The 22,760-nt window shown below is 42.1% G+C and carries 22 protein-coding genes; 1 reads left to right on the plus strand and 21 read right to left on the minus strand.

Going from position 1 to position 22,760, the window contains the following annotated elements:
- Nucleotides 1–125: 125 nt before the first annotated feature.
- From miaA to A4V03_RS02630, 18 genes are all read right to left on the minus strand, one after another.
- Nucleotides 126–1,028, minus strand: a complete 903-nt coding sequence (gene miaA / locus A4V03_RS02545) for a tRNA (adenosine(37)-N6)-dimethylallyltransferase MiaA (protein WP_065537832.1) — start codon at nucleotides 1,026–1,028, stop codon at nucleotides 126–128.
- Nucleotides 1,029–1,150: 122 nt separating this feature from the next.
- Nucleotides 1,151–1,705 carry an IS1096 element passenger TnpR family protein gene (locus A4V03_RS02550; RefSeq protein WP_065537833.1) on the minus strand — a complete coding sequence of 185 codons (555 nt, stop codon included), beginning with the start codon at nucleotides 1,703–1,705 and terminating at the stop codon, nucleotides 1,151–1,153.
- A 21-nt stretch (nucleotides 1,706–1,726) separates the two neighbouring features.
- Nucleotides 1,727–2,494 carry an acyl-ACP--UDP-N-acetylglucosamine O-acyltransferase gene (gene lpxA / locus A4V03_RS02555; RefSeq protein WP_004301698.1) on the minus strand — a complete coding sequence of 256 codons (768 nt, stop codon included), beginning with the start codon at nucleotides 2,492–2,494 and terminating at the stop codon, nucleotides 1,727–1,729.
- A gap of 18 nt (nucleotides 2,495–2,512) precedes the next feature.
- Nucleotides 2,513–3,898 (minus strand): bifunctional UDP-3-O-[3-hydroxymyristoyl] N-acetylglucosamine deacetylase/3-hydroxyacyl-ACP dehydratase, encoded by a 1,386-nt coding sequence (locus A4V03_RS02560; RefSeq protein ID WP_065537834.1) that lies wholly within the window; start codon nucleotides 3,896–3,898, stop codon nucleotides 2,513–2,515.
- Nucleotides 3,899–3,901: 3 nt separating this feature from the next.
- Nucleotides 3,902–4,942, minus strand: coding sequence for a UDP-3-O-(3-hydroxymyristoyl)glucosamine N-acyltransferase (lpxD, locus tag A4V03_RS02565; RefSeq protein WP_065537835.1), 1,041 nt, complete (start codon nucleotides 4,940–4,942; stop codon nucleotides 3,902–3,904).
- Nucleotides 4,943–5,024: 82 nt separating this feature from the next.
- Complete coding sequence (locus A4V03_RS02570; RefSeq protein WP_065537836.1) at nucleotides 5,025–6,254, minus strand: HD domain-containing protein; 1,230 nt, start codon at nucleotides 6,252–6,254, stop codon at nucleotides 5,025–5,027.
- 31 nt (nucleotides 6,255–6,285) lie between these two features.
- Nucleotides 6,286–7,110 carry an orotidine-5'-phosphate decarboxylase gene (gene pyrF, locus A4V03_RS02575; RefSeq protein ID WP_065537837.1) on the minus strand — a complete coding sequence of 275 codons (825 nt, stop codon included), beginning with the start codon at nucleotides 7,108–7,110 and terminating at the stop codon, nucleotides 6,286–6,288.
- Between the two features lie 96 nt (nucleotides 7,111–7,206).
- Entirely contained in the window at nucleotides 7,207–8,319 is a 1,113-nt protein-coding gene (gene prfA, locus A4V03_RS02580) for a peptide chain release factor 1 (protein WP_065537838.1), read from the minus strand.
- Nucleotides 8,320–8,322: 3 nt separating this feature from the next.
- On the minus strand, nucleotides 8,323–9,489 hold the full coding sequence (locus A4V03_RS02585) for an AIR synthase related protein (protein WP_065537839.1): 1,167 nt from the start codon (nucleotides 9,487–9,489) through the stop codon (nucleotides 8,323–8,325).
- A 270-nt stretch (nucleotides 9,490–9,759) separates the two neighbouring features.
- Nucleotides 9,760–10,341 carry a LemA family protein gene (locus tag A4V03_RS02590; protein ID WP_065537840.1) on the minus strand — a complete coding sequence of 194 codons (582 nt, stop codon included), beginning with the start codon at nucleotides 10,339–10,341 and terminating at the stop codon, nucleotides 9,760–9,762.
- A 49-nt stretch (nucleotides 10,342–10,390) separates the two neighbouring features.
- On the minus strand, nucleotides 10,391–11,290 hold the full coding sequence (locus A4V03_RS02595) for a TPM domain-containing protein (RefSeq protein ID WP_065537841.1): 900 nt from the start codon (nucleotides 11,288–11,290) through the stop codon (nucleotides 10,391–10,393).
- A gap of 72 nt (nucleotides 11,291–11,362) precedes the next feature.
- A complete protein-coding gene (locus A4V03_RS02600) occupies nucleotides 11,363–12,313 on the minus strand; it encodes an alpha/beta hydrolase (protein ID WP_065537842.1) in 951 nt (316 codons plus the stop codon).
- 18 nt (nucleotides 12,314–12,331) lie between these two features.
- Nucleotides 12,332–13,078, minus strand: a complete 747-nt coding sequence (locus tag A4V03_RS02605) for a shikimate dehydrogenase family protein (protein WP_065537843.1) — start codon at nucleotides 13,076–13,078, stop codon at nucleotides 12,332–12,334.
- A gap of 39 nt (nucleotides 13,079–13,117) precedes the next feature.
- Nucleotides 13,118–13,855 carry a bifunctional demethylmenaquinone methyltransferase/2-methoxy-6-polyprenyl-1,4-benzoquinol methylase UbiE gene (gene ubiE / locus A4V03_RS02610; protein ID WP_065537844.1) on the minus strand — a complete coding sequence of 246 codons (738 nt, stop codon included), beginning with the start codon at nucleotides 13,853–13,855 and terminating at the stop codon, nucleotides 13,118–13,120.
- A 163-nt stretch (nucleotides 13,856–14,018) separates the two neighbouring features.
- Nucleotides 14,019–14,963, minus strand: coding sequence for a phosphoribosylaminoimidazolesuccinocarboxamide synthase (locus A4V03_RS02615; protein ID WP_065540255.1), 945 nt, complete (start codon nucleotides 14,961–14,963; stop codon nucleotides 14,019–14,021).
- Nucleotides 14,964–14,976: 13 nt separating this feature from the next.
- Nucleotides 14,977–15,924, minus strand: a complete 948-nt coding sequence (locus A4V03_RS02620) for a PhoH family protein (protein WP_065537845.1) — start codon at nucleotides 15,922–15,924, stop codon at nucleotides 14,977–14,979.
- Between the two features lie 74 nt (nucleotides 15,925–15,998).
- A complete protein-coding gene (locus A4V03_RS02625) occupies nucleotides 15,999–17,555 on the minus strand; it encodes an ATP-binding protein (RefSeq protein ID WP_065537846.1) in 1,557 nt (518 codons plus the stop codon).
- A 113-nt stretch (nucleotides 17,556–17,668) separates the two neighbouring features.
- On the minus strand, nucleotides 17,669–18,346 hold the full coding sequence (locus tag A4V03_RS02630; RefSeq protein WP_065537847.1) for a DUF5715 family protein: 678 nt from the start codon (nucleotides 18,344–18,346) through the stop codon (nucleotides 17,669–17,671).
- A gap of 92 nt (nucleotides 18,347–18,438) precedes the next feature.
- Between A4V03_RS02630 and A4V03_RS02635 the strand changes: the two genes are divergently transcribed.
- Nucleotides 18,439–18,876 (plus strand): DUF6078 family protein, encoded by a 438-nt coding sequence (locus A4V03_RS02635; RefSeq protein ID WP_024986530.1) that lies wholly within the window; start codon nucleotides 18,439–18,441, stop codon nucleotides 18,874–18,876.
- A 415-nt stretch (nucleotides 18,877–19,291) separates the two neighbouring features.
- Here the strand turns inward: A4V03_RS02635 and A4V03_RS02640 are convergent, their stop codons facing one another.
- The 3 genes from A4V03_RS02640 to A4V03_RS02650 form a co-directional block, all read right to left on the minus strand.
- Nucleotides 19,292–20,422, minus strand: coding sequence for an AAA family ATPase (locus tag A4V03_RS02640; RefSeq protein WP_024986529.1), 1,131 nt, complete (start codon nucleotides 20,420–20,422; stop codon nucleotides 19,292–19,294).
- A gap of 165 nt (nucleotides 20,423–20,587) precedes the next feature.
- A complete protein-coding gene (locus A4V03_RS02645; RefSeq protein WP_065537848.1) occupies nucleotides 20,588–22,234 on the minus strand; it encodes a flotillin family protein in 1,647 nt (548 codons plus the stop codon).
- 20 nt (nucleotides 22,235–22,254) lie between these two features.
- The gene (locus tag A4V03_RS02650; protein WP_065537849.1) at nucleotides 22,255–22,752 is read right to left on the minus strand and encodes a hypothetical protein; all 498 of its coding nucleotides are present in this window, start codon (nucleotides 22,750–22,752) and stop codon (nucleotides 22,255–22,257) included.
- Nucleotides 22,753–22,760: the final 8 nt, after the last annotated feature.

Here is a 22,760-nt window from a genome sequence, read left to right on the forward strand (position 1 = left end):
CGTACTTGCAAAAGTAACAATAAACTTAGATTCAACAAAGCTTGACCGATTTTTATATAGATTTGATAAGGATTATTGGGTGAGATTCAATATCTTTGTGAAAAGGACTTTAAACATTATCTTAATTATAATTGTAAAGATTGACGGAGGTACGCTAGTATCTCCGTTTCTTGTTCCGGGTGGAACCATTTTATTTCTTCATCTCTTTTGAACCAGGTCATCTGTTTACGCGAATAAATGCGGGAGTTTTGCTTGATTTTGTCTATAGCAAAGGAGAGTTCCCATTCTCCGTCCAGATATTTGAACAGTTCTTTATAGCCTACTGTATTGAGTGAATTGAGGTGACGATAGGGAAGTACGGAGCGTACTTCTTCCAATAATCCTTCCTCCATCATCTGGTCTACCCGACGGTTGATACGGTCATAAAGTTCTTCCCGATCACGAGTCAGGCCGATTTTCAGAATATGGAAAGGGCGCTGTTTTTTTTGTTGGGTGCGAAAAGAAGTATAAGTGCGTCCGGTCATATAGCAAATCTCTAACGCATGAATCACCCGCTTGGGATTCTTCAGATCTACCATCCGGTAATATTCCGGATCTAACAGGCGAAGTTCTGCGCAGAGTTGTCCAAGGCCTTCCTCTTCATACTTTTGTAGCATGAGTTGACGGGTTTCCGCATCAACGGTAGGAATATCGTCAATTCCCTTACAGATAGCGTCTACGTACATCATTGAGCCACCAGTGAGAATCACGACTTCGTGTTGCGTGAATAATTTCTCCAGAATCTCCAGTGCCTCTGTTTCGTATTGGGCAGCGCTGTAATAGTCTGTGAGGTGGAGCGTGCCGACCAGTTGATGGGGGACACGTTTGAGTTGGTCGGGAGTAGGAGCTGCCGTGCCTATTTTTAATTCGGCATAAAGCTGCCTCGAATCGGCAGATACAATGCTTGTCTGAAATGTTTCTGCCAAGCGCAGGCTCAACTCCGTTTTCCCCACACCTGTAGGACCTATAAGAACAATGAGAGTAGGCATAGATTTTTAAGTATTTAAGTATAGAAGTATTAAGTATTAAAGCGTACGGGACTAAAAAAATATTAGGTATTAACTGCCTGATACTACATAGCAATTAATACCTAATACTTGATACTTAATACTTAATATTTTTCTTCTTCGTATGGGTTGCTAGTGCCACCACCTATGTCAAATCCTTCCTGATCGAAGTCTTCCATGTCGAAGTCCTGATCCCCATAGAAGTTTTCATCCAGATCAAGAGAACTTCCGGTAGCAGCCATTTCCTCAAAGTCTACGGTTTGTTTGGGAGCCTCTCCTGATTTTTTGGTACATTTGGCACCATTCATATCTTTTCCGGTGATAATTTCTGATAGTTCGATGAAGAAACAACGTTCTGTCATGTAATCGAATACATACAACAGTTTTTGTTTTTCATCTTCTACCAGTTCGCTGATAGTAGTTTCTTTCATTACCCAGCTATCCATTTCCGGATTGTCGTCCATTTCTTCCAAGGTTACTTCTTTTTCTTTTTCCCAATCATCATCGCAAATAAAGAAAGAAGTCATCTGGTCGTTTGCGTACCCTGCTGATTTCAGTATTGCTTCATGGAAGTCATAAAAAGTTGCTTCCGGATCAATTTGTATTTCTCTGACAAAATCGTCAACTTCATCAGATATGATAGTAAATCTGTATATCATAATATGACTATTTTGAACTGTTTATTTAATAATACCACGTTCTGAATTACGGATAAAATTGACTATATAGTCAATTTCCGGACTCTTTTCGAATTCATCTTCTATTTTCTTCAATGCTTCTGTCGTGTTCAAACCACTTTGGTAGATGATACGATATGCATTGTGAATATTTTCGATCACTTCATTGGAGAAGCCACGACGGCGCAAGCCGATGATGTTGATTCCGCTGAAAGCAATCGGTTCGCGCCCTGCAATAATGTAAGGAGGAATATCTTTACTGAAACGGCATCCCCCCTGAATCATTACATGGCTGCCTACATGACAGAATTGGTGCATTAATACATTGGCACTGACAATCGCGTTATCATCAATGACAATCTCACCTGCCATTTTGGTAGAGTTGCCGATGATACATCCGTTACCAACCAATGCGTCGTGTGCTACGTGTACACCTTCCATCAATAAATTGTTATTTCCCACAATCGTGCGCCCTTTAGCTGCCGTACCACGGTTGATTGTTACATTTTCACGGATCAGATTATTATCTCCGATTTCGGCTGTCGATTCTTCACCGCGAAACTTAAGGTCTTGCGGAATGGCTCCGATAACGGCACCCGGAAAAATCGTGTTTCCGTTACCGATACGTGAACCGTATAAAATATTGGCATTAGCCATAATTTTATTGTTGTCGCCGATAACTACGTTCTTATCTATAAAAACAAAAGGCGCAATTTCTACATTTTCCCCAATCTTAGCTTCGGGATGGATATACGCTAAAGGACTTATCATGCTTTTAAATATCAATTATTACTTATTTTTTACTATTTGTGCCATGAACTCTGCTTCGCAAACAACTTTCTCGCCGACAAACGCGTATCCTTTCATGGTAGAAACACCGCGGCGGATAGGTGCAAGCAGTTCTACACGGAAGATGATTGTATCTCCCGGCACTACTTTCTGACGGAATTTCACTCCGTCTATTTTCATGAAATAGGTAGAATAACGTTCTGGTTCATCGACAGAATTCAAGACGAGCAAGCCTCCGACTTGTGCCATTGCTTCCACTTGAAGTACTCCCGGCATAACGGGTTCCTGTGGAAAATGTCCCTGGAAGAAAGGTTCGTTGGCTGTGATGTTTTTAATACCTACAATGTAGTTGGCACCTATTTCAATTACTTTGTCCACCAGTTGGAAAGGATAGCGGTGCGGCAACAATTCGCGGATACGGTTTACATCCATTATCGGTTCACGGTTGCAGTCGTAACTTGGTGCCTGTATTTCGTGCAGGCGGATTTCTTTCCGCATCTGACGGGCAAATTTATTGTTTATGGTGTGTCCCGGACGAGTAGCGATGATACGACCTTTAATCGGTTTTCCAATTAGAGCGAGGTCACCGATGACATCAAGCAGTTTGTGGCGGGCACATTCATTGGGCCAAACCAACGGTTTGTGATTGATATAGCCTAACTGATCGGCATCCATGTGAGGTACTCCCATCACATCAGCCAACTTGTCGAAGCTTTCTTGTGACATTTTACGTTCGTAGATTACGATTGCATTGTCCAAGTCACCGCCTTTAATTAATCCGGCAGAGAGCAACGGCTCTATTTCGCGAACAAAGACGAAAGTACGGCTGGCAGCCACTTCGTCTTTGAATTTATGCATATCTTCAAGGGTAGCAAACTGATTCGGGATAATAGTCGAATCGTAAGAAACCAGTACATTCAGACTGAAATTCTCGTCAGGTAGTACAATGATAGAAGAGCCAGTTGTTTCATCCCGGAACTCAATTTTAGACTTGATAATATAAAAGTCTTTGACGGCATTTTGTTCTACTGTTCCTACACGTTCTATTTCTTGTACGTAATATTGTGCACTACCATCTAAAATAGGAAATTCCGGTCCGTTAACTTGGATCAGGCAGTTATCAATGCCCAATGCGTAAAGGGCTGCCATACCATGTTCAATGGTGCTTACTTTGACTCCATTTTTCGACAAAACAGTACCACGAGTGGTTTCTGTTACATTGTCGGCTACTGCGTCGATAGTTGGTTGTCCTTCTACGTCAATGCGTTGGATTTTATATCCGTGATTGTCCGGAGCTGGATTGAATGTTACAGTGAGATCAAGTCCAGTGTGAAGACCTTTCCCGCTCAGTGAAAAGCTATCTTTCAGCGTTTTTTGTTTCAGCATTGGTTACTTATTTAATAGTTGTTTTAATTCTTCTACTTCTTTGCGCAGGTTATGCAGTTCTTTCTGCATATCCGGCAGGTTTCTTTGTACAATGGATGATTTGAAATATTGTTTCAGTTCCATAGGAGGGGTTCCGATAAGTTGGCTACCGGACTTGATGTTTCCCGGCACACCTGATTGTGCACCTAAACTTACTTTGTCTCCTATTTTAGAATGTCCTGCAATACCTACCTGGCCACCGATCATACACCACTCACCCACTTTGGTAGAACCGGCAATTCCGGCTTGCGCAGCCATAACGGTATGTGAACCTATTTCATCATTGTGTGCTATTTGTATCAGGTTGTCCAACTTGACACCGCTGTGTACTACCGTAGCTCCCATTGTTGCACGGTCTACACACGTATTAGCACCTATATCTACTTTATCTTCCAGAACAACAATTCCGATTTGCGGAATCTTATCGTATCCGTTCGGAGTGGGAGCAAAACCAAATCCGTCAGCTCCGATCACTGCACCCGAATGAAGGATACATTCATTACCTATGCGGCAATCATGATAAACATTAACATTGGAGTAAAGCAGGCAATTGTTGCCTATCTTCACGCCGTCTCCAACGAAAGTGTGCGGGTAAATTAGAGTATTATCTCCGATCACGGCATTTTCACCGATATAAGCAAAAGCACCGATGTATACGTTTTCGCCAATTTTGGCGCTGGGAGCAACGAAAGCTAATGAATCTATCCCTTGTTTCTTGGGCTTGCTCATCTCATAAAGATTAAGCAGTTTAGCCAAACTTTCGTATGCATTGTCTACTTTGATAAGAGTCGTTTTGATTTCGTGTTCGGGAATGAAGTCTTTATTAACCAAGACAATGCTTGATTGTGTCTCGTAGATATAAGGTGTATATTTGGGATTTGACAGGAAAGAAATTGCTCCGGGCATTCCCTCTTCAATTTTAGCGAATGTGTGTACCGTAGCGTTTTCGTCTCCAATGATTTCCCCTTGGATAAATGCTGCAATTTGCTTAGCCGAGAACTCCATGTCTTTTATTTAAAATTTAATTAGTTCACAAATAACGGATTTTTTTTTCAGATTTCCGTGTTATTGCATGAATATTTTATACTTATCTGTGTAATCTCTGATAGCAGAGATAGTATTTCTTTACCTTTTTGGACAATAATGAGATGTTCAGCATGTCCGATGCTTCGGCAATATTTTTAATAGTGCCGTCTTTGTAGATAATATCAATACTGTCATCTGCCGGGTCATACATATTCTTTTCGATGCTGGGGGTAGAGACAAAATAGTTCGCTTCGGAAAGGGTTATGCCTAGTTGCTGGCTGATGTGCAAAGTTAATTCTTTTTTTCTGTCCTCACTAATAGGTTCCGACGAAATTTCCACTTTAAAGATATTTCGGTTTATCATTCCCGTGCTTAAAGTGGAAAGTACCTTATCTGTGTGGGTGCTCCACACTTTCAAGGCTGTCCATATATCATTGTCGTCCAGCTGGATAAAATTCTCCAGACAGTCGGGATTGTTATAGAATTCCGTAGGATTGATATCATTGTAAAGGAAAAAACGCAATGCGGGTGATGCAAACAGTTCCACTCCTTGTGAAGCCAGTTCTTTGGCACGCAATAGGGTACTAATCAGCATCTTTTCGTATGCAACGGACGTCTTATGCAGGTATACTTGCCAGTACATCAGGCGACGTGCCGTGAGGAAATTCTCGATAGAATAGATTCCTTTGGATTCGACTACCAGTCGGTCATCCGCTACATCAAGCATTTTGATAATTCGGGCGGAGCCGATGTTACCTTCCGTTACGCCTGTATAAAAGCTGTCGCGGCGAAGATAATCAAGCCGGTCCATATCCAACTGACCGCTTACAAGTTGATGCAGAAAGCGTTTCGGGTATTCGTCTTTAAAGATTTGGATGGTAAGACTCAGCTGACCGTTCATCTCTTTGTTCATCCGTTCCATCAGCATAAGAGAAATCTCTTCGTGTGAGACTCCTTTTACAATCGTGTCTTCCAGTACATGCGAGAAAGGACCGTGTCCTATATCATGCAACAGGATGGCAGCCTGCACGGCTTCCGCTTCACTATCAAAGATAAAATTGCCTTTGGAAGCCAGTTGGGTGATAGCTTCACTCATCAGGTGAAAAGCACCTAAGGAGTGTTGGAAGCGGGTGTGTTGTGCACCGGGGTACACAACAGATGATAATCCTACTTGCTTGATGCGGGTAAGACGCTGCAAAAGGGGATGCCGTACTATATCGTACAGTAACCCCTTTGGAATATTGATGAACCCGAATACGGGGTCGTTAATTATCTTTCTTTCGTAAGGCATTCGTTTTCTTTAGAGATCCTTTTTTCCCTTTTCAGAGAATTGCTTTGAGTTGTTCAGCCATTTGAGCCTGCACTTCTTGTGCGGCGGTGCGGGCAGCTTCTGCAAATTTCTCTGTTTTATCGACGTAGATAATACCACGTGACGAATTAACAATTAATCCGCATGTACTGTTCATACCATATTTGCAAACTTCTTCGAGTGAACCGCCTTGTGCTCCCACACCTGGTACGAGAAGGAAATGGTTTGGGACAATCTTGCGGATGTCCTCAAAAGCACGTCCTTGAGTAGCACCTACTACATACATCATGCGGTCATCGCCGGCCCATTCCTGTGATTTGCGTAATACTTTCTCGAACAGACGTTCGCCGTTTATATCTTCTGTCAATTGGAAGTCATGAGAGCCTTTGTTGGAAGTCAATGCCAACAGGATCACCCATTTACCTTCGTAAGTAAGGAATGGAGTAACGCTGTCTTCACCCATGTACGGAGCTACTGTTACAGAGTCGATATCCAGTTCTTCAAAGAATGTGCGGGCATACATTGCAGAAGTATTTCCGATGTCACCACGCTTTGCGTCAGCGATGATGAATTGATCCGGATAGTTATCTTTGATATATTTTACTGTCTTTTCAAATGCGATCCATCCTTTTACACCCATGCTTTCATAGAAAGCCAGATTAGGTTTGTAGGCGATACACAAATCTGCTGTCGCGTCAATGATTGCTTTGTTGAACGCGAAGATCGGATCTTCTTCTTTCAACAGATGTTCCGGGATTTTCTTGATATCAGTATCAAGTCCTACACAAAGGAATGATTTTTTGCGCTTTATGTTTTCAAATAATTGTTGCTTATCCATCTTGTTATTTACTATTTTGCAATTTACTATTTACTATTTTAAGAAACCGTTCTCAACTCTCAACTCTCAACTCTCAATTCTCAACTCTCCACTTCTCTAAAGTTCGCTTTCTTTCAGGCGTTCTGCATTTTCCGCTACGATCAGATGGTCGATACAATCCTGGATATCTCCGTCCATGAAGGCTGCCAGATTATAAATTGTATAGTTGATGCGATGGTCGGTGATACGTCCCTGAGGATAATTGTAAGTCCGTATTTTTGCCGAACGGTCTCCGGTAGATACCATTGTCTTACGTTTAGAGGCAATGTCATCGATATATTTCTGATGTTCTTTGTCGTAGATAAACGTACGGAGACGTGCCAAGGCGCGCTCTTTGTTTTTCGGCTGGTCGCGTGTCTCGGTACATTCGATAAGGATTTCTTCAGCAATGCCTGTGTTCGGGTTCTTCCAGATATAGCGTAGACGTACTCCGGATTCTACCTTGTTTACATTCTGTCCGCCGGCACCGCCACTTCGGAAAGTGTCCCATTTGATTTCTCCTTCGTTGATGACTACATCGAATTCTTCTGCTTCAGGAAGCACAGCCACTGATGCGGCTGAAGTGTGAACACGTCCTTGTGTTTCCGTAGCAGGAACACGCTGTACGCGGTGTACTCCCGATTCGTATTTTAAAATTCCGTATACATTATCGCCTGTCACACTACAAACAATTTCTTTGAATCCGCCGGCTGTTCCTTCGTTTGCATTGGAGACTTCCATTTTCCAACCTTTGGTTTCACAGAATTTGGCATACATACGGAAGAGGTCACCGGCAAAGATAGCTGCTTCGTCGCCTCCTGCACCTCCGCGGATTTCGAGAATAGCGTTCTTGCTGTCTTGCGGGTCGGCAGGAACAAGCATCAGTTTGATTTCTTCTTCCAACGCCGGGAGTCGCTCTTGGCTATTGTCCATTTCTTCTTTCGCCATTTCGCGCATTTCAGCATCCGATTCATTGGCAAGGATATTTTTAGCTTCTTCAATATTACCCAGTAATTGGACATATTCTTTCCTTGCTTTCATCAAGTCGTCTAATTCCTTATATTCTTTAGTCAACTTGACATAACGTTTCTGGTCGGCAATCACTGCCGGGTCTGTGATAAGGGTAGATATTTCTTCAAAACGGGCTACGAGTCCGTCTAATTTTTCTAGTATGGTACTATTGTCTGCCATTCTTTAATATCTAAATTCTCCGAATTCGCTCTTAATGATTAATTCTGTTTGTTCACATGCCTCAACACGTCCTACAATCTGTGCCGGGATACCGAATGATTCGGAGATAGCTATCACTTCTTCCGCATGTTCTGGTGACAGGTAGACTTCGAGGCGATGTCCCATATTGAATACCTTGTACATCTCTGCCCAGTCCGTACCGCTTTGTTCTTGGATCGTTTTGAATAAAGGAGGAACAGGGAAAAGATTATCTTTTACTACACGTACGTTCTCTACAAAATGCAGAACTTTAGTTTGTGCACCACCGGAGCAGTGTACCATTCCGTGGATTTCCGGGCGCAATGCATCAAGTAATTTTTTGACTACCGGTGCGTATGTACGGGTAGGAGAGAGTACTAACTTTCCAGCATCAACCGGAGAATCTTCCACGCTGTCTGTTAGTTTTAACTTACCGGAATAAACCAATTCTTCAGGAACTGCAGCATCATAGCTTTCCGGATATTTTTCAGCAAGATATTTGCTGAATACGTCGTGGCGGGCACTCGTCAAACCGTTGCTGCCCATACCGCCATTGTATTCTTTTTCGTAAGTAGCTTGTCCGTAAGAAGCCAGACCAACGATCACGTCATCCGGACTGATATTGGCATTGTCGATAACGTCTGAACGTTTCATGCGGCAAGTTACGGTAGAGTCAACGATGATGGTACGTACCAAATCGCCGACATCAGCAGTTTCACCACCGGTTGCATATACGCCTACACCCATTTCACGGAGTTCGGCCAGCAATTCGTCTGTTCCGTTGATGATGGCGGAGATTACTTCTCCCGGAACCAACAGTTTGTTACGTCCAATAGTAGATGAAACAAGGATATTGTCTACGGCACCTACACAAAGCAGGTCGTCGATATTCATAATCAATGCATCCTGTGCAATACCTTTCCAAACGGATAAGTCACCCGTTTCTTTCCAGTACATATAAGCAAGAGATGATTTGGTTCCGGCACCATCGGCATGCATAATGTTGCAATATTCCGGGTCACCTCCCAATATATCGGGAATAATTTTACAGAATGCTTTCGGGAAGATTCCTTTGTCGATGTTCTTGATGGCGTTGTGCACATCTTCTTTCGATGCGCTTACTCCACGCATCATGTATCGTTGATTACTCATGAGTTATAGAATTATTTTGTATACGGCTACAAAAGTACAGCTTTTTTTTGGTACAGCCAACTAGGTGCTAGTAAATGTTAATCATTAACTTTTGTACTTTGGGTTATTCTATTGAAAAGGAGAAGAATAATAGAAAATTAAGAGTTAAATTCATAATAATGAAAACTATGAATTTAACTCTTAATATAGAAGTGTTTTATCTAATGAAAAAATGCCGAGATAAATATCTCAGATGATATCAGATCTCTCTTTGGGTAAATCAAATCTTTTTTAGAATTCTACCTTCGGAGCTTTCTCGCTTCCTTCTTCTGCTTCAAAGTATGCTTTCTTGTCGAAGCCGAACATTCCTGCAAAGATATTCTTCGGGAAACGGCGGATATTGATGTTATAAGCTTGTGCAGCATCATTGAAGTTTTTGCGTGCTACATTGATACGGTTTTCCGTTCCTTCCAGTTGAGCTTGAAGTTCCAGGAAGTTTTGGTTAGCTTTCAGGTCCGGATAATTCTCGGTGATGGCTAATAACTTGCCCAATGCTGATGTTACAGCACCTTGTGCTTTTTGATATTGCGTCAGCTTTTCCGGTGTCAGGTCGGCAGCGTCTACTTTGATTTGAGTAGCCTGGCTACGTGCGGCAACAACTCCTTCCAAGGTTTCCTTTTCATGCGTTGCATATCCTTTCACTGTGTTTACCAAGTTAGGAATCAAGTCGGCACGACGTTGGTATTGAGTTTCTACATTTGCCCATTGGCCACTTACATTCTCCTCCATGGTTACTAGACCGTTATATACACTTACTGCCCATATCGCAAGGATAGCCACAACGGCTAAGATGATAATAATTGACTTCTTCATGTTTCTTGTTTTTATAGAATTTGATAATTTGTTTTTTTACTTGTTTTCTTTAGAAGCGAGAGCCGGCACCACCGCCTCCGCCCATTCCTCCGCCGAAACTGCCCCCACCGAAACTACCTCCGCCAAAACCCCCGATAAAAGGACCGCCTCCACCATCTCTCCGGTGATGGTAGTCATTATCATAACTTTGTTGGCGGCGTATGATAGTATGTCCGCAGTTTCTACATGTATAGGTGACATCTTCTGTCTTCACTCCATGAATCCGGGATACGACTCTGCTTCCGCTTCTTTGCAATTGATGTTTACCACAATTCGGACAGCGACTTTGTTTGCGTGCCGAAAAGAAAGCAAGACCTCCGCCAATGGCGATAAAACAAAGGATGGCAAGAATAAAATCAAAAGAACCACCGCTGTTAGAATCGGAGAGAGCGTCATTTTCCATCGAACCGTCGAGTCGCTGGCAAGTCGCTTTTAGACCAGCCACCATTCCTGTGTCCCAATTCCCGTTTTTCAGGTAAGGAAGCATATATCTTGTTTGAATCCTTTTGCAGATAGCATCGGGAAGTACTCCTTCCAGACCATAACCGGTATAGAACTGTATACAGCGTTGATCGGTGACTAATAAAATGACCAATCCGTTGTTTTTGCCTTTTTTTCCTACACCCCATTGGTTAAGAAGTTGGTGACAGAAGTCGAAACAATCTTCTTCTCCGATTGAGGGAACTACGGCAACCACTGTTTCAATTCCAGTTTGTTGTTCCAAAGCATAAAGCATGGAGTCTATACTGTCACAAGCAGCCTGTGAAAGTATTCCGGCTGGGTTGCAAACATATTGCATTTTGTTTTGCAGGTGAACTTTCGGAAGGTTGTCTACCGTATATACTTTCTCTTGAGCTTGTAGTGGGAACAGAAGAAAAGTAGCTAATATAAAAGTAAATATTGATTTCATAACGATTATTTTACGTGTACAAATATAGAGACTTTTTCTGTTATGAATCTTAAACTCCTTGTTATAATAGGTTTAATGAATATATTGTCCGACGAATGTACGAACTCGGTCGGTATATTCCTGTTTATTCTCTTGGTACGAAACGGCATGAGCAGCTCCAGGCACAATCCACAGCTCCTTGGGCTCCGGTTTGGCTTCGTAGAGCGGGTATACCATCCAGGTAGGCACATACGTGTCCTTGTCCCCGTGGATAAATAACATTGGAAGTTGTGATTTGGCTACTTGTTTCAGTGAAGAAGCTTCTTTGAAATTCCATCCATATTTCTTTTCGCAAAGCCAGCTTGTGGTGTACATAAGTGGAAAAGGAGGAAGATGGAAACTGGCTTTAAGTTCGTGAGAGAATTCGTCCCATACGCTGGTATAGCCGCAATCCTCTACAAAGCATTTGACAAATGGCTTTTGTTCCTCACCAGATACCATCATGGTGGTGGCACCTCCCATTGAAATTCCGTGTACAACCATTTGCGTGCTGTCTCCAAAGATTTCATTGGCGATGTTCATCCATTGCAATACATCTAGACGGTCTTTCCAGCCCATTTGAATGGCTGGGCCTTCACTTTCTCCCTGATGTTGCAGGTCGGGGAGTAATATATTATATCCTAAATCACGATTATACAGATAACCGATCATAAACATGCGGATAGCATTATCCGTATATCCGTGTACAATGACTGCGGTCTTGTTGGTAGGTTGGGGAGCAGCCACATAATACGCATGTAGTTGTATACCGTGTGGGTTTATGATAAAAGTGTCTTTCAGTGCATCCGCTTGTTTCAGACTATCCACCCATGGACGCAAAAAAGGGTAGTTTTTATACATGAAAGGATAAGAGTCCGCATCTTTAGACAGAATTTTGCCATTCGGAGTCAATGAGAAGTTTAACATATAAAAACTTCCTCCGATGGTGCAGCCGGTCAATGCCAGCATGATAATAATGATGCTATATACTACTTTTTTCCTCATAAAAACTACTTTTAATCCTTATTTATGCCATATCTCCCAGGCGGCAAATGCCTGAAGCAGGAGCATTTCCAGACCGTTTTTCACAACAGCCCCTTGCGCTTCTCCTTTTTTCATGAACAGCGTAACGTTCGGATTATATAACAAATCGTAGAGCAAATGGTTTGGTGTCAGAAGTTCATAAGGGATATTAGGGCAGAAATCTACCTTAGGAAACATTCCTACGGGGGTACTATTGACAATGACTGTGTATTCTGCCATAATTTCGGGAGTCAGTTCTTCATAAGTCAGCATACCATCGGCTTTGTGGGTGCGCGATACGAAGATGCTTTCGATACCTAGATTTTTCAGACCGTGATAGACTGCTTTGGAAGCTCCGCCGGTACCCAAAATCAGCGCTTTCTTGTGATGAGGTTGCAACAAAGGTTGGATGGATTGAGTGAATCCAATGATATCGGAGTTATACCCCACCAGTTTGACTTTTCCTTTGGGCTGACGGATAATTTTAATCACATTGACTGCACCTATCTTTGCAGTGTCACGATCAAGCTCATCCAGAAAAGGAATCACTTGTTCTTTGTAAGGGATGGTGACATTGAGTCCGCATAGGTTGGGATTCTCTTCGATCACTTCCATGAAGTTATTGATACTGGGAATCTCAAAATTCACATACTCTGCGTTGATTCCTTCGGATTTGAACTTCTCATTAAAGTACCCGATAGAAAATGAATGTCGCAGAGGATAGCCGATTAAACCATATTTTTCCATAATATAATAAGGGGTAAATTAATTATTCACAATGAATTACTATTTTGTTGCAGTATAAAGCGTGCAGATGCCAAAGGTCAGCCGTTTGAAGTTGACTTCGCTAAATCCGGCTCGGGCGATGACTCCTTTCATCACTTCCCCTTGAGGAAATACTTTGATGGTGTCCGGCAGATAGCGGTAGGCACTCTTATCTTTGGAGAGCAGTTTGCCTAATAATGGAATGACGACTTTTGAGTAGATGGAAAATAACTGTTTCATCGGGAAGCGGTCCGGAGTGGTAAGTTCCAGAATCACAAGATGACCTCCCGGTCTCAATACACGGCACATTTCGGAGAGTCCTTTGTCGAGGTCTTCGAAGTTGCGGATCCCGAAAGCCACGGTGATGGCGTCAAAATCATTGTCGGCAAAAGAGAGTGAAGTACAGTCCTCCCGGGCAAAAGAAATCTTGTCTGACAGTCCTTCCTTTTTTACTTTTTCACGTCCCACATTCATCATACCTTCCGAGATATCCGTGCCGATCAGTTCGGCAGGCTGTAGTTTGCGGCAGGCGAGGATAGCAAAATCTCCTGTGCCGGTAGCTACATCCATCATACGCTGCGGTTGGAAAGGGCGTAACCAGGCAATCGCTTTTTTGCGCCAGCTGCGGTCGATACCTAAAGATAAGGTATGGTTCAGCTTATCGTATGTATGCGCGATGTTGTCGAACATTCGTTCCACTTGCTCGGTCTTTTTTCCTTCTTCGTCGTAAGGTTTGATATGTTGTTGTGGGTAGTCCATTCTTTTTAATTGATAGTTGATAAATGATAGTTGGAAGATGATAGTTGATAAATGATAGTTGGCGGATAATTAAGGTAAGGTTGAAGTTATATGCAATGAATTGCATACGAACTGTTATTTATTATCTGTCAACTATCATTTATTATCTGTCATTTGTTGACTATCAACGATTCAAGAACGTTTCAACGTTTTTGAATATGCGTTCAGCGATGTTGGTAGTATCTTCTTTCACAAACTTCTCACCGGTGATGTTTTCGAACAATTCGATGTAACGGTCACTGATGCTTTGTACGATAGCCGGAGTCATCTCAGGCACTTCCTGACCTTCTTTGCCCTGAAAACCGTTTTCCATCAACCATTCGCGAACGAACTCTTTAGAAAGTTGTTTCTGTGGTTCGCCTTTTTTGAAACGTTCCTGGTAACCTTCAGCATAGAAATAACGGCTTGAATCCGGAGTGTGGATTTCGTCCATCAGGTAGATGGTACCGTTGTGCTTGCCGAATTCGTATTTTGTATCTACGAGAATCAGTCCGCGTTCTGCTGCTATTTCAGTACCGCGTTTGAAAAGGGCTAATGTATATTTTTCGAGGATTTCATACTCTTCCGGAGTAGCCAATCCCTGTTTCAGGATTTCTTCTTTAGAGATGTCTTCGTCGTGCAATCCCATTTCTGCTTTCGTAGTCGGAGTGACGATCGGTTCAGGGAATTTTTGGTTTTCGCGCATTCCGTCCGGCAATTTCACGCCGCAAATCTCGCGGACACCGCTTTTATAGGCCCGCCATGCGCTACCGCACAGGTAACCACGCACAATCATTTCCACCGGAAAACCTTCACACAACACACCCACTGTCACCATTGGGTCCGGAGTAGCCAGTTTCCAGTTCGGACAGATGTCAGTAGTGGCATCAAGGAATTTTGCTGCAATTTGGTTCAGCATTTGTCCTTTGTAAGGAATACCTTCAGGCAGTACTACGTCAAAGGCCGAAATACGGTCGGTTGCTACCATGACGAGTTTTTCGCCGTTGATGTTGTACACATCGCGCACTTTTCCGTGGTACACACTTTTCTGTCCCGGAAAGTTGAAATCTGTTTTTGTTAATGCTTTCATAATGATATATATATTAAAATTTCGCTTCTTTATCGAACTTTTCGTAAGCATCCACGATACGTTCCACCAGTTTATGGCGTACAATATCTTTCTTATTCAGTTCAACAAAACTAATCCCTTTCACTCCCTTCAAGATGCGGAGGGCTTGCACCAATCCCGATGTTTGTGAAGCGGGAAGGTCAATCTGTGTCATATCTCCCGTCACAATCATCTTGGTGTTCATACCCATACGGGTGAGGAACATTTTGATTTGTTGGGCGGTAGTATTCTGGGCTTCGTCCAATATGACGACTGCGTCATTCAGCGTACGTCCGCGCATGAAGGCTAACGGGGCAATCTGGATAATGTTCAATTCCATGTATTCCTTTAACTTGGCGGCAGGTATCATATCTTGCAGGGCATCGTATAAAGGTTGCAGGTATGGATCGATCTTATCTTTCATGTCGCCGGGCAGGAAACCGAGTTTTTCTCCGGCTTCTACGGCGGGGCGGCTAAGAATGATTTTTTTGATTTCTTTGTTTTTCAATGCACGCACGGCAAGGGCGATAGCGGTGTATGTTTTTCCCGAACCTGCCGGACCGATGGCGAACACCATATCGTTCTTTGCGAATCCTTCCACCAGTTTCAACTGATTTTCACTTCGGGGGATGATAGGCTTTCCCGTGACGCTGAACACAATCACGTTTCCTGTCTGTTCCGCTTGCGGAGCATTTCCTTTTATAATGTCAATGATAACTTCTTCTTTCAGTGAATTATATTCGGCGCAGTACTTTTCAAGTTTGGTGATATTTTCCTCGAAGGCACACATTTCCTCCTCGTCGCCCAGCACTTTGATGACATTGCCACGGGCAACGATACGCAGCTTTGGATGTAAAGCTTTAATTAATTGCATGTTGGCGTTGTTTACACCGTAAAAAATAACAGGATCAACATCCTCAAGAACAATTGCTTTCTCTATCATTAAGTTGTATTAAAGAAAAATTTCTGCAAATTTAATCAAACGTTTTGGATTCTCTGATTGTTTGGAGGTGAATTTTATTGCAAATCTTCTACTATCCACTTTTCGATGTTTCTTGTTTCATTACTGAAATTGATGCCTATTTTAAATATTTGTCGCTTGTCGGCAGTAAACGCTTGTGCATAATGTTTATCATTGATTTGTTGCAGAGCCTCTTCGGCAGTTCCTTCCAGTTTGAATTCCATCACATAGATGAAATGATCGGTTTGCAGGACGAGGGCAATGCGCCCTTGTGAGGTATGATATTCTGCTTTTACATAGAATCCAATGAGTTTAAATACGATGAAGAGTACATTTTGATAATGTAGTTCCAAATCGCGTACCAATTCGTAAGGTGTATCGGCAAAGAAACTTTGCAGGCGGCGGAAAAAGGCATCATAATCACCTTGTTCCACTTCATCGACAAACTGCCGTATTTGGAAAGGAGATTCGATTACGTCTATATTGGTATAGAACGGAAGGAGGTATTTTACAAAACCTTCTTCTACTTCTCGATTGGGAAATCCTAGTCGATAAATTTCAAAGCGATTGTCAAATCCTTTGATCGTTAGATATCCGCTTTGATAGATAACCGGAATAGGATTTCGGGACGTCGAATCAATGCTGTTCAGTACATCTGCATCCGTTTCTTCATGCGTGATACGTTGGAGATTATAATTAGATTTCTTTAGTAATTCTACCAGATAAGTCGGGGTGCCGGTCTCAAACCAGTAACTACCGAATTTCATCTTGTAGAATGTGTTGAGCAAACTGAATGGATTGTATATTCCTATGGAATTTTCTACGAAATGATAACCATCATAACATTCTTTCAGTTCGGAGCATACCTCTTCATAAGTCATTTTTTGCTTATCAGCCAAGATATGCAAGTCTTCTTCCATATTGTCGTGGATTTCTTTCTCTGTGATACCGCAGAGTTCCACGTACTGTTCATCCATTGAAATATCAATCAGATTGTTCAGGTCGCTGAATACACTGACTTTTCCGAATTTGGTAACACCTGTAAGGAATCCGAGTTTGATGCATCCGTCTTTACTCTTTAATGCTCCATAGAAAGGCTTTAGTGTGTTTCGGTAATATTTTTGCAGTTCTTCGTTTCCGATGGCTTGCAGCATCGGTTTGTCATATTCGTCTACAAGGATAACGACACGTTGCCCGGTCTGTTCGTAAGCCCGCTGTATGATGCCTGCAAAGCGTAAAGAAAAGGAAACTTCCGACGGGCGTGTGCCATACAGGCTTTCCCAATGTTCCAGATTGTCATTGAGTATTTGGTCCAGACTTTCGGGAGTATCATATTTCTCGATATTTAAATCAAGGTGTAATATCGGATGTTTGATCCAGTCTTTTTCCAGTTGTTCGATAGCCAATCCTTCGAATAGTTCTTTCTTTCCCTGATAGTATGCTTCAAGAGTAGATATTAGCAGACTTTTCCCAAAGCGGCGGGGGCGGCTAAGAAAATAGTAACGACCGGTTTTTACTAATTGGTAAATGAGTCGGGTTTTATCTATATAAAGATAACCGTCGTTACGGAGACTTTCAAAATTCTGTATGCCGATAGGATATAGCTTGCTCATAATCTGATTTTTTTAGCGTTGGATTCATACAAAGATAGCTGTTTTCCATCTTAACGCAAAATTTACCTTGAAGGTTTTATGATATGCTGGTCAAAAATTTTGAAAAAAGGTATTTATCGGGCGGTGATATGGAAACATCCTTGCTTTAATTCATATTTAATATAGCATTTTTCCGCTTTCCGCAAGTCCCTTAATACCTCAGACAGAACGAGTTTCAGAGTATCTGAGCTTACGTCCTGTAAGGGACGTCCGTCTTTGTCTTCTACCTTTTTGAAGCGTTTCCAACTGACGTCGAAAGTGGCTCCGAAGCAATGTGCCGAGTTTGCCGAAGCATTTCGGTTGCGACGACGGAGGCGTTTCACATCGTTTTCGGTACGCAACACCGAAGTAACGATTACCTGATTCGGATTCAAGCCTTTGGCAGTCAATGAATCGAGGAAATTGGAACCGATCGTATCGAGTAGCGCGCTGGCACAAGGAACGAGATAGGGGATGGAGTGTGTCAGTGAATCTACTACATAAAACTCATTGTCGGTAATATGAGTTAGCTTTTCTTTCATAGCTTCTGCTGCCTCCCGGTCTGCCAATGGACGGATCCCAGTCTTTTTGGCTGCTTCCAGATGTGCATCGTTCAAATCAGGGAAAGAACGTTTGTAGCTGACTACGCCACGAACATTGCGCGGCTCGTTCAGTTTCAGCGACATGTCTTTCTTTTTGCAACCCGAAGTAAGCGTTGTAAGCCCGATAACTAGTAAAGATAGCGGTAATATGCGAAGCTTATAAATAGTCATTTTATATTTTTTGTTCGCAAATATACGCTATTTTTTCATACATTTGTAGCGATTTATAAAAATAGGTCACTTTCCCACTAAACATAATACACATGAAAACTGATTTCGATTACAATTCTATGCCCGTTAGCTTCGCTCATTGCTTGAACGGACATTGTTTGCGTGCGGACAAATGTCTGCGACGACAAGTATCTCTCCGAATGCCGAAAGAGCGGGCTACTGTAATGGTTATTAATCCCGAACATATCGCTTCCGATGGTGGGGACTGTACGTACTTTATTGATGAAAAGCCGGTGCTCTTTGCACGGGGCATGAAACATTTGCTGGACCAGGTGCCGCTGGCTGATGCCACCGTTATCAAACGACAGATGATGGCCTACTTCGGCAAAACGATCTATTACCGTTGTTGCAACAAGGAACGGCTGATTAAACCGAAGGAGCAGGAATACATACAGGGACTTTTCCGCAGGCGGGGAATTACCGAAATGCCTCAATTTGACGAATATGTAGAATACTATGATCTTGGGTAAGTATATCCGTTAGTTCCATTAGTCCCATATATTGTGGGAAAGTATTCCCTCATATTATGGGAATTTGTTCCCACAAAATGAGGGAATAAATTCCCACCGGCTAGGGAATCTTTTCCCACAATATGTGGGACTATCTGATTCTGTAATCCCCTGATAATAGTTGACTACCTTTTTCCCTTATCTTCGGGTTGGGTTGACATTGATTAGATAGGTATTATATAGCAGTCCCGGTATGAGAAATGCATGATGAAGGTATGAGAAATGCCTGTTTTTTATGGCATTTCAGGCAAAATACTATGAGAAATACCTTTTTGGAAAGTATTTCTCATAGTGTTAATCTTTTGAATTATAGATGATTATCCCGCAAAGTATGAGAATATGAGAAATGATTTCGAAAAATCTTTTCTAGTGCATATTAGATTACTGCATCTTTCAGCCATTTTCCGAAAAAACGGTCATAGACAATATACCCATCTGGTGTATTATATATCAGTTCTTTATTTAGTAAGGATTTTAGTGCTACGTTAACGCTACTGGGCGTTTTTAGATGGTGCTTTTTGATGAAGTCATTGGCATTTATGTTTTTTATACAGCCTTCTGTGGCAATAGCTTTCAATAAATCTACTTGATTGTTGGTTAGTAGAGTCAGGTTACTTTGATATATGGTTTCCTGTTCATCTAAAATGTCATTTATACATCTATCTACCAGTCGGTTATCAATGGGGCTGATTTTCTTTTCATACAATCGGTTGAGTATACTTTGGACGTACCATGTGTGTCCGTTTTCAAGTTGGTACAAATAGGAAAATGTTTCTAGTGTCAATTCTCTTTTTTTCTTAGCAAAGAATGAGTGTGCGAACGAATAATAATTCTCCAGTGGGATTTCCGTTAATACAATGATTTGGGTACTTTGATAAAAAGGACGTTTTGCAGAAGTAAACATTTCCTCCATTACATGTTTTTTACTTCCGGAAAAGATAAAGTGTACATTGGGCATGAATTGGATATGAGAGCGGAGCAATGCTTCTACACCTTTTTCCGGATATTCTGTAATTTGTTGGAATTCATCAATGGCAAGATAACATTGCTTCTTTGAGGCTACCATATAATTGAGTATTTCTTTCAATGTTTGTTCAGCGTGGGTGGGAGCAAAGTCTAATGTTATGGTAGGCATACCACTTCTTTCGTCAGCACTGATAATAGGACGGCAAGATTTGAAGAAAGCAGTCATTTGCCGGAGTATGTTTTGGGACAGAGTATCTAATTCTCCAAGTACATTTTGAGCAAGTAACTGGATGAATGCTTTTAAATCACGTGTAGAGTAAATGTCCATATAAAAATAGGCAGCATTCGGATTATTTTCCCGCTTCATTCGATAGAATACATTTTTGATGAGTCCCGTCTTTCCCATGCGTCGGGGGGATATTAAGGTCAGGTTACGTTCATTTAGTAAAGCTGAAATCATTTTATCAGTTTCTTTCTCCCGATCGCAAAAGTATTCGGGACTGTTGTAACCGTATACAAGGAATGGATTGTATGGCTTCATGACTTATTACATATTTTACGTTACATATTTTATGTAACACAAAGAACGTAATAAATTGGGAATATTCAAAGATTTATTTGAATTATATAAAAAAACAAACGCTGATGAGAACAAGCGATCATTCTTTTCTCATCAGCGTATATTATGTCGGATTACAACTATTTCTTATCTTTTTTCTCCGTCAGCTTTGGTTGCAGGCTTTTCCTCCGTTTTGCTTTCCGGATTGATAATACCTTTCACTGTTTCACCGATAGGAAGCTTGTCTAATACGCCAAGGCTTGGAGCTACTGTTTTTACTAATGTATTCAGGAAATTACTTGTACTGCCGTTTCCTCCGTCGAATACGGTGATATTTCCTAAGTTCATGTGTTCGAACGCCTTCACCTGTTCGCCGGCGATTTCCTTCCATTGGTCTACCATCTTATATTGGATAGCGATAGCCGGATTCGATTCGGCTGCTCTTACCATTGCTTCGAAACCTTCCGCTTCAGCAAGCAATGACCGTTTCTTACCTTCCGCTTCTGCTTCCAGTTTCATTTGAATAGCTTTTGCTTCCGCTTCGGCTTGTGCTAAAGTAGCCTTTGCGCGTGCTTCCGCTTCGCGGGTAATCTTTTCGGCGATGGCATTTGCTTGCAGGATAGCTTCCTGTCTGGCGATTTCCGCAGGAACAATCTTTTCAGCCTTCAATGAAGATTCTACTTTCCGTGCCTTAGCTTCTTCCACTTCCTTTTGTGCAATTTCGCGTGCAGTTTGTATGGCAGCCTCTGATTTTGCGGCAGCTTCACCTGCTTGCTTATCGGCATTGGCTTGTGTTACCGCCAGTTCTGCATTGGAAAGTGCTACCTCTTTCTGTGCGTCATTTCGTCCGATGGCAGCTTTCTTGGCAGCTTCCGCCTGTTTGATTTCCATATCCGAGTTTAGTTCGGCAACGCGGCTTTCTTTTTCTGTATTTGCCTGCTCGATACGGATACTCTTTTCAGCCTCAGCCTTTGCTACTTGTGATTCTTTTTCTGCATTGGCAATGGCTACTTGTGAGATTCTGTCTTTATCTGCATTTGCAACGGAAATTTCCTGTAGTTTTTTGGTTTCCGCAATAGCAATATCCTGGTCTTTGCGGGTTTCCGCTACTTTCGTTTCACGCTCCTTTATCTGGTTGGCAATTTTGATAGCACCCAGCTTTTCCTGTTCTTCAATGTTAGCCTGTGCTTCGTTCAGTGCTTTACTTTCAGCTTCCTTACCTAAATTGACAATGTAGTTGGCAGCGTCGCGAATGTCACTGATGTTGATGTTCATCAGATATAAACCGAATTTGCGAAGTTCGGTATCGATGTTGTCTTTCACTTTAGCCAGGAACTTATCTCGGTCTGAATTTAATTCTTCGATAGTCATATCGGCGATCACCATACGCATCTGACCATATACTACATCAGTGATTAAGTTCTGCTTGTCATCCATCGTTAATCCCAGCATACGTTCAGCAGCGTTTTGCATCACTTCAGGATCGGTGCTGATAGCTACAGTGATGGTAGTCGGCACATCTACACGAATGTTTTGAGCGGATAGTGCACCGGTCAGTTTACATTCGATCTGCATCGGTTTCATGGACAGGAATTCGTATCCCTGAATAATCGGCCATACAAAAGCCGCGCCACCATGATATAGCTTTGCCGACTTTTTATCTCCTCCTGTTTTACCATATACAACGAGGACTTCATCACTCTTACATTTGCGGTAGCGCGAAAGGATACCAATAAAAGTAAGTAGGATGACTGCCACTAATATAGCAGCCATGATTAACATTTCTTGTGTCATAAAATAGTGTATTTGAATAGTTATTGAATGAATAGTGTTCCGTCTTTGTAGCTGGTGATCATTGTTCTGTCGCCAGTCTGGTATGCTTTTCCGGATTCGGAGATGACGTCTACTTCGCGCATGGCTCCGTCCCGGGTGGTCTGTACGGTATATTTGCTGTTACTTTGTTTGAAATAGATTACACATTCCCGTCCCACCAGCTGGTCGGTCTGCTCGGAGCGGTTTACTTGTTGCAGTTGATAAGCTTTTTTATAAAGGAACCACACGGCGAAAACAAAGAAGAGTCCAATCAGGATGGCGATGATATAGCTTTGGATTTCCGTGTTGCCTGCCAAGTACATGTACCAGCCAAATCCGATTCCGAAATGGGTGAGTCCTTTAAAAGAAACTACGCTACTAATATCAGCATCCACGTCCATATCTGCATCTACATCTCCGAAAAAGATGGATAATACGAATTGGATAATAAAGATTCCTGTCGTAACGAGGGCGATGGTGAGGAAAATGCTACTACTCATAATTGTAA

Source organism: Bacteroides caecimuris, from assembly GCF_001688725.2.
Classification (GTDB): Bacteria; Bacteroidota; Bacteroidia; order Bacteroidales; family Bacteroidaceae; genus Bacteroides; species Bacteroides caecimuris.

Excerpts from the sequence above, each read along its gene's own strand:
- miaA (WP_065537832.1), bottom strand. The coding sequence starts at position 1,028 with ATGCCTACTCTCATTGTTCTTATAGGTCCTACAGGTGTGGGGAAAACG.
- A4V03_RS02550 (WP_065537833.1), bottom strand. The coding sequence starts at position 1,705 with ATGATATACAGATTTACTATCATATCTGATGAAGTTGACGATTTTGTC.
- lpxA (WP_004301698.1), bottom strand. The coding sequence starts at position 2,494 with ATGATAAGTCCTTTAGCGTATATCCATCCCGAAGCTAAGATTGGGGAA.
- A4V03_RS02560 (WP_065537834.1), bottom strand. The coding sequence starts at position 3,898 with ATGCTGAAACAAAAAACGCTGAAAGATAGCTTTTCACTGAGCGGGAAA.
- lpxD (WP_065537835.1), bottom strand. The coding sequence starts at position 4,942 with ATGGAGTTCTCGGCTAAGCAAATTGCAGCATTTATCCAAGGGGAAATC.
- A4V03_RS02570 (WP_065537836.1), bottom strand. The coding sequence starts at position 6,254 with ATGCCTTACGAAAGAAAGATAATTAACGACCCCGTATTCGGGTTCATC.
- pyrF (WP_065537837.1), bottom strand. The coding sequence starts at position 7,110 with ATGGATAAGCAACAATTATTTGAAAACATAAAGCGCAAAAAATCATTC.
- prfA (WP_065537838.1), bottom strand. The coding sequence starts at position 8,319 with ATGGCAGACAATAGTACCATACTAGAAAAATTAGACGGACTCGTAGCC.
- A4V03_RS02585 (WP_065537839.1), bottom strand. The coding sequence starts at position 9,489 with ATGAGTAATCAACGATACATGATGCGTGGAGTAAGCGCATCGAAAGAA.
- A4V03_RS02590 (WP_065537840.1), bottom strand. The coding sequence starts at position 10,341 with ATGAAGAAGTCAATTATTATCATCTTAGCCGTTGTGGCTATCCTTGCG.
- A4V03_RS02595 (WP_065537841.1), bottom strand. The coding sequence starts at position 11,290 with ATGAAATCAATATTTACTTTTATATTAGCTACTTTTCTTCTGTTCCCA.
- A4V03_RS02600 (WP_065537842.1), bottom strand. The coding sequence starts at position 12,313 with ATGAGGAAAAAAGTAGTATATAGCATCATTATTATCATGCTGGCATTG.
- A4V03_RS02605 (WP_065537843.1), bottom strand. The coding sequence starts at position 13,078 with ATGGAAAAATATGGTTTAATCGGCTATCCTCTGCGACATTCATTTTCT.
- ubiE (WP_065537844.1), bottom strand. The coding sequence starts at position 13,855 with ATGGACTACCCACAACAACATATCAAACCTTACGACGAAGAAGGAAAA.
- A4V03_RS02615 (WP_065540255.1), bottom strand. The coding sequence starts at position 14,963 with ATGAAAGCATTAACAAAAACAGATTTCAACTTTCCGGGACAGAAAAGT.
- A4V03_RS02620 (WP_065537845.1), bottom strand. The coding sequence starts at position 15,924 with ATGATAGAGAAAGCAATTGTTCTTGAGGATGTTGATCCTGTTATTTTT.
- A4V03_RS02625 (WP_065537846.1), bottom strand. The coding sequence starts at position 17,555 with ATGAGCAAGCTATATCCTATCGGCATACAGAATTTTGAAAGTCTCCGT.
- A4V03_RS02630 (WP_065537847.1), bottom strand. The coding sequence starts at position 18,346 with ATGACTATTTATAAGCTTCGCATATTACCGCTATCTTTACTAGTTATC.
- A4V03_RS02635 (WP_024986530.1), top strand. The coding sequence starts at position 18,439 with ATGAAAACTGATTTCGATTACAATTCTATGCCCGTTAGCTTCGCTCAT.
- A4V03_RS02640 (WP_024986529.1), bottom strand. The coding sequence starts at position 20,422 with ATGAAGCCATACAATCCATTCCTTGTATACGGTTACAACAGTCCCGAA.
- A4V03_RS02645 (WP_065537848.1), bottom strand. The coding sequence starts at position 22,234 with ATGACACAAGAAATGTTAATCATGGCTGCTATATTAGTGGCAGTCATC.
- A4V03_RS02650 (WP_065537849.1), bottom strand. The coding sequence starts at position 22,752 with ATGAGTAGTAGCATTTTCCTCACCATCGCCCTCGTTACGACAGGAATC.